Source organism: Variovorax soli NBRC 106424, from assembly GCF_001591385.1.
GTDB lineage: Bacteria > Pseudomonadota > Gammaproteobacteria > Burkholderiales > Burkholderiaceae_C > Variovorax > Variovorax soli.
This window is the reverse complement of the sequence record NZ_BCUU01000140.1, coordinates 1-10371: the sequence shown is the minus strand read 5'-3', so window position 1 is coordinate 10371 and position 10371 is coordinate 1. Positions and strand designations below refer to the sequence as shown.

General features: G+C 70.6%; 9 protein-coding genes. All 9 read left to right on the top strand.

Annotation, left to right across the window (positions count from 1 at the left end; all coding sequences use genetic code 11):
• A partial coding sequence (gene mnmC1 / locus VSO01S_RS24535; protein WP_153305416.1) for an FAD-dependent 5-carboxymethylaminomethyl-2-thiouridine(34) oxidoreductase MnmC1 occupies window positions 1-1018 on the top strand: 1018 nt, incomplete at its 5' end.
• 59 nt (window positions 1019-1077) lie between these two features.
• Window positions 1078-2016: a transglutaminase family protein gene (locus VSO01S_RS24530; RefSeq protein ID WP_153305415.1), complete on the top strand. Its 939-nt coding sequence runs from the start codon at window positions 1078-1080 to the stop codon at window positions 2014-2016.
• 69 nt (window positions 2017-2085) lie between these two features.
• On the top strand, window positions 2086-3066 hold the full coding sequence (locus VSO01S_RS24525) for a LysR family transcriptional regulator (RefSeq protein ID WP_068645399.1): 981 nt from the start codon (window positions 2086-2088) through the stop codon (window positions 3064-3066).
• Window positions 3063-4586 (top strand): SidA/IucD/PvdA family monooxygenase, encoded by a 1524-nt coding sequence (locus VSO01S_RS24520; RefSeq protein WP_068645395.1) that lies wholly within the window; start codon window positions 3063-3065, stop codon window positions 4584-4586. The genes VSO01S_RS24525 and VSO01S_RS24520 overlap by 4 nt, the downstream gene beginning before the upstream one ends.
• A 55-nt stretch (window positions 4587-4641) precedes the next feature.
• Complete coding sequence (locus VSO01S_RS24515; RefSeq protein ID WP_068645394.1) at window positions 4642-5616, top strand: ABC transporter permease; 975 nt, start codon at window positions 4642-4644, stop codon at window positions 5614-5616.
• Window positions 5613-6536 (top strand): ABC transporter permease, encoded by a 924-nt coding sequence (locus VSO01S_RS24510; RefSeq protein ID WP_068645393.1) that lies wholly within the window; start codon window positions 5613-5615, stop codon window positions 6534-6536. Before VSO01S_RS24515 ends, VSO01S_RS24510 begins: the two co-directional genes overlap by 4 nt.
• The gene (locus VSO01S_RS24505) at window positions 6533-7528 is read left to right on the top strand and encodes an ABC transporter ATP-binding protein (protein WP_068645392.1); all 996 of its coding nucleotides are present in this window, start codon (window positions 6533-6535) and stop codon (window positions 7526-7528) included. Before VSO01S_RS24510 ends, VSO01S_RS24505 begins: the two co-directional genes overlap by 4 nt.
• Window positions 7529-7641: 113 nt before the next feature.
• Window positions 7642-8607 carry an ABC transporter ATP-binding protein gene (locus VSO01S_RS24500; protein WP_068645398.1) on the top strand — a complete coding sequence of 322 codons (966 nt, stop codon included), beginning with the start codon at window positions 7642-7644 and terminating at the stop codon, window positions 8605-8607.
• Window positions 8608-8646: 39 nt separating this feature from the next.
• The gene (locus VSO01S_RS24495) at window positions 8647-10245 is read left to right on the top strand and encodes an ABC transporter substrate-binding protein (protein ID WP_068645391.1); all 1599 of its coding nucleotides are present in this window, start codon (window positions 8647-8649) and stop codon (window positions 10243-10245) included.
• Window positions 10246-10371: the final 126 nt, after the last annotated feature.

The following is a 10371-nucleotide window of genomic DNA, read 5'->3' as shown; positions in this document are numbered from 1 at the left end:
GCTCGATGCGGCGCCCCGGGCGGCATCCGGCGCGTCGGCCCTGCCCGTGGGGTTGATGGCGCCCCATGTCTCGCCCGACGACGCGCTGCTGTCGCGCCTGAGTCGCGCGGGCATCCGCGCCACCTGGTGGCAGCTCGCGCACCTGCTCGACGAAGGACAGGACTGGGCGGCCTCGGGGACGATGGAGCGGCGCACGGCGTTCAAGGCCCGGCTGCCGGACACCTGGTCGGCCGAAGGCCCCAACGAGACGTGGCATGCCGTTGCCGGCCAGCTTCTTGGGGCCGGACTCGACCCCGCCACCACGGCCCTGTGGCACGCCCGTGCCGCCTGGGTGCGGCCGTCGCGCCTGGTGGCGGCATGGCTGGCGCAGCCCGGTATCCGGCTGCTGCCCGGCGCCCAGGTGGCCCGCATCGGGAACGATCAAGGCCAGTGGTCCGCCTTCGATGCAGAGGGCCGGTGCCTGGCGAAAGGCGACCGCATCGTGATCGCCGCGGGCTACGCCACCTCGGCCTTCGCGCCGGGACTGCCGCTGCAGGCCGTTCGCGGACAGGTGATGTACGGCCACGGCGCCACCGGCCTGCCACCCCACCCCATCAACGGCGACGGCCACCTGATCGCCCATGTGCCCGACGGCATCGGCCCGTTGTGGCTGGCCGGCTCCACCTACGACCGCGACAGCCGCAGCACGGCCTTGCGCGACGACGACATGCGGGACAACCTGGCGCGCATCGAACGCCTGCATCCGGCCGCCGCGCGCGCGCTGCAGAACCGACAGGCGCACGGGCAGATGCAGGCATGGGCCGGTGTGCGCTGCGCCTCCGGCGACCGGCGCCCGCTGGTGGGGCCGGCCGATCCGATGCAGCCGCAGGGCCCCTGGGTGTGCACGGCGCTGGGCTCGCGCGGGCTGAGCTTTGCGGCCCTGTGCGCGGAGCTGCTGGCCGCGCACTGGCATGGCGAGCCCCTGCCGCTGCCGGCCACCATGGCGCGCGCACTGGATACGCGCCGCCTGTCGGGTTGACGCAGCGCGACTGATCGCCGGGCCGGCACGGGCACGGGCACGGGCACACAATGGCGCCCATGCCCGTCCTGCACTACGACATCACCCACACCACCGTCTACCGCTACAAGGAGCCGGTGGGCTTCGGCCTGCACCGGGTGATGTTCCGCCCACGCGAGAGCCACGACCTGCGCGTGCTCGCCACCGACCTGCAGGTCAGCCCGCAGGCCAGCATCCGGCTGATCCAGGACCCTTATTCCAATTCGGTGGCGCTGGTGCAGCCGCTGGGCAGCGCCACCGAACTCAGGTTCGTCTGCACCTTCCGCATCGAGCAGGTGCCCGCGCCCGTCGAGACCCTGCTCGAGATCGACCCGACGGCCGAGTACCTGCCCTTTGCCTATTCGGTGCAGGAGCGGCTGGACCTGGAGCACTACCTGCGCCCGCACCATGACGACCCCGAGGGCGTGCTGATCCGCTGGGCCCACCAGTTCCTGCAAGGCGACCAGGAAAGCAAACGCACGCGCGAGGTGCTGGCCCGCATGAACGCCCACATCGGCAGCACCCTGAAGTACGAGGTGCGCAACGAGGAAGGCACGCAGACGCCCCTGGAAACGCTGGAGCGCGGCAGCGGCAGTTGCCGCGACTACGCGCTGCTGATGATGGAGGCCGCGCGGCGCCTGGGCATTGCGACGCGCTTCGTGTCGGGCTATCTCTACGACGCGGCGCTCGACCCGGCCAACACGGCCGAAGGCAACGAGACGCCGGTGAGCGGCGCCGGCTCCACCCACGCCTGGATGCAGGCCTACCTGCCGGGCGCGGGCTGGGTGGCCTTCGACCCCACCAACAACATCATGGGCAGCCACCAGCTGATCCGCGTGGCGGTGGCGCGCGATCCGGCCTTTGCCTCGCCGCTGTCGGGCAGCTGGTTCGGCAGCGCCGACGCGTACCTGGGCATGGAGGCCACCGTCGATGTGCGGCGGGTCGACCTGCTGGCGCCGCCCCCGCCCGGCACCGCATAAGCATTGGTTTTTTAATTATTTGCGTTTGTCATAAAAAGTAGGTCATCATCCAGTTTTCGGATGATGCCCATGGAGATCCGCCAGCTCGAAGCCTTTGCCGCCGTCATGTCCACAGGGAGCATGACGGGCGCCGCGCGCCTGCTGGACCGGTCCCAGCCGGCCGTGACCCGGCTCGTGCACGAGCTGCAGGACAGCGTGGGCTATCCCCTGCTGACCCGCCACGGCCCTCGCGTCACGCCCACCCAGGAAGGCTTTCTCTTCTATGAGGAGGTGAAGCAGCTGCTGGCCAATTGGCGGCGGCTGCAGACCCGCTCGTCCGAAATCGCCCAGGGCGACAGCGAACCGCTGGTGCTGGCCGCCACCTCGGCCGTCGCCGTGGGACTGCTGCCGCAGGCGCTGCGCGAGGTCGAGCTGGACGCCGGGCCCGCCCCGGTGCGCCTGCAGACCGCCTCGCCCGAACGGGTGGTGCAGACCGTGATGGCCGGCGGTGCCCAGCTGGGCGCGGCCAGCCTTCCGCTGGAACACCGCGGCCTGCAGGTGCTGTGGATCGGCCAGGCGCCCTGCGTGGCGGTGCTGGCCGAAGGCGATCCGCTCGCCACCGCCCCGCGGGCCGCCATCCAGGACCTGGCCAGCCGGCGCATCATCACGCTGGCCGATCCGTACCGCCTTCGCCACCGCATCGACGCGGCCCTGGCCTCCACCGGCGCGGCGGGCGGCATGATCGAAACCAATTCCTCGGTCAACGCCCAGGCCCTGGTGCGCGCCGGCCTCGGCGTGGCGCTGCTGGACCCGCTCACCGCCTTCGGCGTGCCGATGCAGGGTGTGCGCGCCCTGCCGCTGGACCGGGACATTCCTTTCTTCTTCGGTGTGATCGTGCCGGAAGGCCGCCCGCCGAACCCGCGCCTGCAGGCTCTGGCCGAGGCGCTGCGCCGCGCGGCCCGGCAAGTGCCCGGCTTCGTGGAGCACCCGCCAACCGCCCACGCCGATCTGCTGCAGGCCGCCCAGGCCGGCGCCGCCTCGGCCACCGAAACAACGACGTCGCCCACATGACCCAGCCAACGCCCTCGGGCGCCCCATCTCTTTCTTCTCCATCCGGCCTGGCCCACCTCGAGCAGCGGCTGCGGCAGGACCTGCAGTGGCTGTGCCTGCCCGCCAAATCCTGGGTGCCGCCCATCCAGCGCGACGGCCAGCCGGTGCTGGACGTCGCCATCGTCGGCGGCGGCATGGCGGGGCTGGCCCTGTCGGCGTCGCTCACGCACATGGGCATCCAGGCGCCGATCTTCGACCAGTCGCCCGCGGGCTTCGAAGGCCCCTGGGCCACCACCGCCCGCATGGAGACGCTGCGCTCGCCCAAGGAGCTGACCGGCCCGGCCCTCGGCCTGCCGGCGCTGACCTTCCGCGCCTGGTTCGAGGCGCAGTTCGGCCTGCCCGCGTGGAACGCGCTGGACAAGATTCCCCGCCTGCAATGGATGGACTACCTGCGCTGGTACCGCCAGGTGCTGCGCCTGGATGTGCGCAACCGCCAGCGCGTGCAGGCCGTGCTGCCGCGCGCCGACGGCGTGGTGGCCCTGGAGATGGTCGACGAATCCGGCGACACGCCGCGCAGTTACCGCGTGCTCGCGCGCCACGTGGTCCTGGCCACCGGCCGCGACGGCATGGGCGGCCCCTGGGTGCCCGAGTGGGTGCATGACCTGCCCCGCACGCACTGGGCGCATTCGGCGCACCACTGGCGCGGCGAGAGCCTGCGCGGCAAGCACGTGGCCGTGGTGGGCGGCGGCGCGTCCGCCATGGACGCGGCCGCCACCGCGCTGGAGAACGGCGCTGCGCGCGTGGACCTGCTGATCCGCCGCCGCGAGCTGCCGCGCATCAACAAGGGCAAGGGCGCCGGCAGCCCGGGCATGGCACACGGCTTCTCGGCCCTGCCCGACGAATGGAAATGGCGCTTTCGCCACTACATCAACGTGCAGCAGGTGCCGCCGCCGCAGGGCAGCACGCTGCGCGTGTCGCGCCATGCCAATGCCTTCTTCCACCTGGGCGCCGGCGTGCGCGGCGCGTCGGTTCGCGACGACGGCAAGCTGCGCCTGGAAACGGCCAAGGGCCCGCTGGCCGCGGACTTCGTGATCTTCTGCACCGGCTTTCGCACCGACTGGTCGCAGCGCCCCGAGTTCGCTGCGCTGCAGCCGCATGTGCGGGTGTGGCAGGACCGCTTCACCGCGCCGCCGGGCGAGGAAGACGCCGAACTGGCCGAGTCGCCCGACCTGGGCACCCTGTTCGAGCTGCAGCAGAAGACGCCGGGCAGCTGCCCCGGCCTGGAGCGCGTGCACTGCTTCAACTACGCGGCCGCCGTATCGCAGGGCGCCAGCTCCGGCGACATCCCGCAGGTGAGCGACGGCGCGCAGCGCCTGGCGCGCGGCCTCGCGGCGCAGCTGCTGGGCGAGGACGTGGCCCACCACTACGCGGCCATGGAGCGCTACGCCGAGCCCGAGCTGGAAGGCCATGAGTGGCAGCCGGCCGAGTTCCCCGCCTACGAGGGCGAGGAAGAAGACAGCCCGCGGAGCGCACGCGCATGAGCCGCCGGGCCGCTCCCAAGGCGAATACCGCAGCCCGCAGGGCGGAGGTTGCCCAATGACGGGCTGGTTGCTGCGCCGCCTCGGCCAGGCGCTGCTGGTGGTGCTGCTGATGACGGTGATCGTCTTCATCGGCCTGCACGCCATCGGCAACCCGGTCGACATCCTGATCGGCGACGACATGAACCAGGCCGAGCGGGCCGCCGCCATCGCGCGCCTGGGCCTGGACCAGCCGCTGTGGCGCCAGTACCTGGCCTTCCTCGAAGGCGCGGTGCAGGGCCAGCTGGGCAAGAGCTTCGTCTACCAGGAAGACGCGATTCGGCTGATATTGCAGCGCCTGCCCGCGACCATGGAGCTGGCGGTGGGTGCGCTGCTCATCGCCGTGGTCATCGGCGTGCCGCTGGGCCTGTTCGCCGGCATGAAGCCTTCCCATCCGGTGTCGCGCGCCCTCATGGCCAGCAGCATCGTCGGCTTCTCGCTGCCGGCCTTCTGGGTAGCGCTGATGTTCATCATGGTGTTCAGCGTGCAGCTGGGCTGGCTGCCGGCCAGCGGCCGCGGCGCCACGCGCGAACTGTTCGGCATTCAATGGTCCTGGCTCACGCTCGACGGCCTGCAGCACATGATCTTGCCGGCGGTGAACCTGGCGCTGTTCAAGATCTCGCTGGTGCTGCGCCTCACCCGTGCCGGCGTGCGCGAGGTGCTGCCGCAGGACTACGTGAAGTTCGCCCGCGCCAAGGGCCTGTCGCCCACGCGGGTGGTGCTGGTGCACGTGCTGCGCAACACGCTCATTCCGCTGGTCACGGTGCTGGGCCTGGAGCTGGGCTCGACCATCGCCTACGCGGTGGTCACCGAGACCATCTTCGCCTGGCCCGGCGCCGGCAAGCTCATCTTGGACAGCATCAACTCGCTGGACCGCCCGGTGGTGGTGGCCTACCTGATGGTGGTGGTGGTGATCTTCGTGACGCTCAACCTGGTGGTGGACCTGCTCTACCGCCTGCTCGATCCGCGTGTGCGGCTGGAGGGCGCGCGATGAAGCCCGCTGCAAATACCGTCGCTGCCGCGCCCCGCACTTTCGGCGAACGCTCGCTGTGGTGGCGCGTGGGCAGCGATTTCATGTCCGCCCCCGGCGCCGTGGCGGGCCTGGTGGTGCTGGCCCTGGTGGTGCTCGCCGCCCTGGCCGCGCCCTGGATCACGCCGCAGAACCCGTACGACCTGATGCAGCTGGACGTGCTCGATGCGCGCCTGGCGCCCGGCACGGCCAGCAGCGCCGGCGGCTTCACCTACTGGCTGGGCACCGACGGCCAGGGGCGCGACCTGTACTCGGCCATCATCTACGGCCTGCGCATCAGCCTGCTGGTGGGCGTGGGCTCGGCGCTCATCGCCGCGGTGGTGGGCACGCTGGTCGGATTGCTGGCCGCCTATGCGGGCGGCCGGGTCGACGCGCTGCTGATGCGGCTGGTGGACCTGCTGCTGTCCTTCCCCACCATCCTGATGGCGCTGATGATCCTGGCCTACATGGGCAAGGGCATCAGCAACGTGATCCTCACGCTGGTGCTGCTGGAATGGGCCTACTACGCCCGCACCGCGCGCGGCCAGGCGCTGGTGGAGGCGCGGCGCGAATACGTCGACGCCGCACGCGGTCAGGGCCTGCCGGCCTGGCGCATCCTGGTGGGCCATGTGCTACCCAACTGCCTGCCGCCGCTGCTGGTGATCGGCGCGCTGCAGGTGGCGCGCGCCATCACGCTGGAGGCGACGCTGTCCTTCCTGGGGCTGGGCGTGCCGATCACCGAGCCTTCACTGGGCCTGTTGATCTCCAACGGCTACCAGTACCTGCTGTCCAACGAATACTGGATCAGCCTGTTCCCCGGCCTGGCGCTGCTGGCCACCATCGTCGCGATCAACCTCGTCGGTGATCAACTGCGCGACGTCCTGAATCCGAGGCTGCAGAAATGAGTGCCGAACAGATCAAGCCGGTGCTGGAGCTGCGCGAGCTGCGCACCCATTTCTTCACCCGCGACGGTGTGCTGCCGGTGGTGGACGGCGTGTCCTTCTCGCTCAAGCCCGGCCAGGTGCTGGGCCTGGTGGGCGAATCGGGCTCGGGCAAGTCGGTGACGGGCTTTTCCATCATGGGCCTGCTGGACGCGCCCGGCCGCATCGTCGGCGGCGAGGTGCTGTTCGAAGGGCGCGACCTGGCCCGACTGCCCGAGCGCGAGCTGCGCGCGCTGCGCGGCCAGCGCATCGCCATGATCTTCCAGGACCCGATGGCCACGCTCAACCCGGTGCTGCGGGTGGACGCGCAGATGATCGAGGCGGTCAAGGCGCACAGCCGCATGAGCACGGCCGACGCGCGCAAGCTGGCCGCCGACACGCTGGCGCTGATGGGCATTCCCAGCCCGCACGAGCGGCTGCTGGCTTATCCACACCAGCTCTCGGGCGGCATGCGCCAGCGCGTGGCCATCGCCATCGCGCTGCTGCACCGGCCCGGGCTCATCATTGCGGACGAACCCACCACCGCGCTGGACGTGACCATCCAGGCGCAGATCCTGTCCGAGATGCAGAAGCTCGTGCAGGACAGCGGCACCGCCCTCATCTGGATCAGCCACGACCTGTCGGTGGTGGCGGGCCTGGCGGACCATGTGGCGGTGATGTATGCCGGCCGCATCGTCGAGATCGGACCGGTCGACCAGGTGCTGGACGACCCGCAGCACCCCTACACCCAGGGCCTGATCGGCAGCTTGCCCAGCGCCAACCGGCGCGGCGCGCGGCTCAAGCAGATTCCGGGGCTGGCGCCGCACCTGCTGCGGCTGCCACCGGGCTGCGCCTTCGCGCCTCGCTGCAGCCGCGCGCAGGCCGATTGCGCCGCCGGCATGCCGGACCTGGCCATGGTGAACAGCAACGCGCCGCAGCATGCGGTGCGCTGCCTGCATCCGGGAGCCGGCGCATGAGCGCGGTCCGCCCCCTCGAAGACGCCACCCTCCAGGGCGAGGGTCGTGCATCGAACGAAATCGACAACGTGAACACTTCTTCCGTGCCGCTGGTGGAACTGCGCGGCATTTCCATGCGCTTCGGCGAACGCGCCCCCAGCCGCCTGCATCGCATGCTGCAGCGCCTGGGCCTGGACAAGCCGCCCGCCATCACCCATGCGGTCGACGGCGTCGACCTGTCGGTGCGCCCGCGCGAAGTGGTCGGCCTGGTGGGCGAATCGGGCTGCGGCAAGTCGACGCTGGGCCGCATCGCCGCCGGCCTGCTGCCGCCGAGCGCTGGCGAGGTGCTGGTGCAGGGCAAGCCCTCGCATGAGCTCGATGCGCGCGAGCGCCTGGCGGCGCGGCTGCGCACGCAGATGGTGTTCCAGGATCCGTTCGGCAGCCTCAACCCGCGGCTGCGCGTGGCGCGCATCGTGGGCGAAGCGGCCCAGTTCCACGGCCTGACCGATGCCGCCGGCGCCGACGAGTATGTGTGCGCGCAACTGGAGCGCGCCGGCCTGGACCCGTCCCTGCGCCACCGCTACCCGCACCAGTTCAGCGGCGGACAGCGCCAGCGCATCGGCATTGCCCGGGCGCTGGCCGTGCAGCCGGCCATGCTGGTGTGCGACGAGGCCGTGGCGGCGCTGGACGTATCGATCCAGGCGCAGATCCTCAACCTGTTCATGGACCTGCGCGAGCAGCTGGGCCTGGCCTACCTGTTCATCAGCCACGACCTGGGCGTGATCGAGCATGTGTGCGACCGCGTGGTCGTGATGTACCTGGGCCGCGTGGTCGAGAGCGCGCCGGTGGCCGAGCTGTTCGCCCGGCCCAACCACCCCTACACGCGGGCGCTGCTGGCGGAGATTCCGCGCATCGATGCGCGCCGCGCGCGCTTTTCCGCCATCCGCGGCGAGATCCCCAGCCCCATGGACCCGCCCAGCGGCTGCCACTTCCATCCGCGCTGCCCGCACGCCATGGCGCGCTGCCGCACCGAGGTGCCCAAGCTGCGCGGCATCGCCATCCACCACACGAGCGCCTGCCATCTCAACGAAGGCGCCTGAGCCTTTTCCACCGATTCCTGAACACAGAAAGGAAAGCACATGAAGAAACAACATGCATTCCCGGCCCTGGCCATTGCCGCCGCTGCGCTGCTGGCTTGCACCGGCGCGCATGCACAGCAGAAGAACGACCTCGCCATCGGCTTTGCCGACCCGGTGTCCTCGGTGGACCCCGAGCTGAACAACCATGCCGGCGACCGCTCGCTGGCGCTGCACTTCTGGGATTCGATCGTCGAGTCGCGCGACGGCGGCAAGCTGCTGCCCGCGCTCGCGTCGAGCTGGAAGACCCTGGACGACAAGACCTGGGAATTCAAGCTGCGCAGCGACATCAAGTGGCAGGACGGCACGCCCTTCACCGCCGACGACATCGTGTTCTCGCTGCAGCGCGCGCGCAGCGTGCCGGGCTCGGTGGCCTCGTACGCCGGCGCCGTCCGCTCGGTCGAATCGGCCACGGCCAAGGATCCGCAGACGGTCATCATCAAGACCACCTCGCCCAACCCCATGCTGCCGCTGGAGATCGCCTCGGTCTACATCGTGAGCAAGCATGTGGGCGAGAAGTCGCGCACCGAGGACTACAACGCCGGCCGCGCGGTGGTGGGCACCGGCCCGTACAAGTTCATCTCGTACGTGCCGGGCGACCGCACCGTGTTCGAGCGCAGCCCCACCTACTACGGCCCGCGCCCGGTGTGGGACAAGGTGACCTACCGCTACATCAACAACGGCGCGGCCCGCACCGCCGCGCTGCTGGCCGGCGACGTGGACGTGATCGACAAGGTGGCCGTCACCGACGTGGAGAAGCTGCGCAAGACCTCGTCCGTCAGCGTCTACACCTACCCCGGCCTGCGCGTGCTGCTGCTGCAGCCCAGCCTGCGCCCGGGCCCCAACGACTTCATCCAGGACAACAACGGCAAGGTGCTGGAGAAGAACCCGCTGCAGGACCAGCGCGTGCGCCAGGCGCTGTCGGTGGCGATCAACCGCAAGGCCGTGGTCGACCGCGTGATGCAGGGCACCGCCACCGAGGCCAACCAGTGGATGCCCAGGAACACCTTCGGCTACAACCCCGACATCAAGGACATCGCCTACAACCCCGAGCAGGCCAAGAAGCTGCTGGCCGAAGCGGGCTTTCCGCAGGGCTTCCAGCTGACCATCCACGTGCCGGGCGACCGCTACCCGCAGGCGCCCGAGACGGTGCAGGCCGTGGCGCAGTTCTGGACCCGCGTGGGCGTGAAGACCAAGGTCGAGGTCACGCCGTGGGCCGCCTACTCGGGCCGCGCCTCCAAGAACGAATATGCGGTGAGCGTGATCGCCTGGGGCAACGGCACGGGCGAAGCCGGCTACGGCCTGCTGCAGACCCTGGCCACCAACGACCCGAAGCGCGGACGCGGCATCAACAACTGGGGCCGCTACAGCAACGAAAGCGTGGACAAGGCGCTGGACGCCGCCACGGTGGAGTTCGACGCCAAGCGCCGCGAGGCCGTGTTCCGCCACGCCGCCAAGCTGGTGACCGACGACGTGGGGCAGATCCCGCTGTTCCACTACCAGAACATCTGGGCCGCCAAGAAGGGCCTGAAGGTGGTCCCGCTGCTGAGCGACCGCACCACCGCCATGCAGGTGTCGCGCGTCGGTGGCAATGGCCAGTGATGCGAGGTTGAGCGTCACGCCAGCCGAGGCGCTGATCGATGTGCCCCGGCGCATCGCCGCGCAGGGGCTGGCGCCGGGCGAAACCGTCACGCTGACGGCGCGCACGGTGCGCGGGCCCGGCGTGCC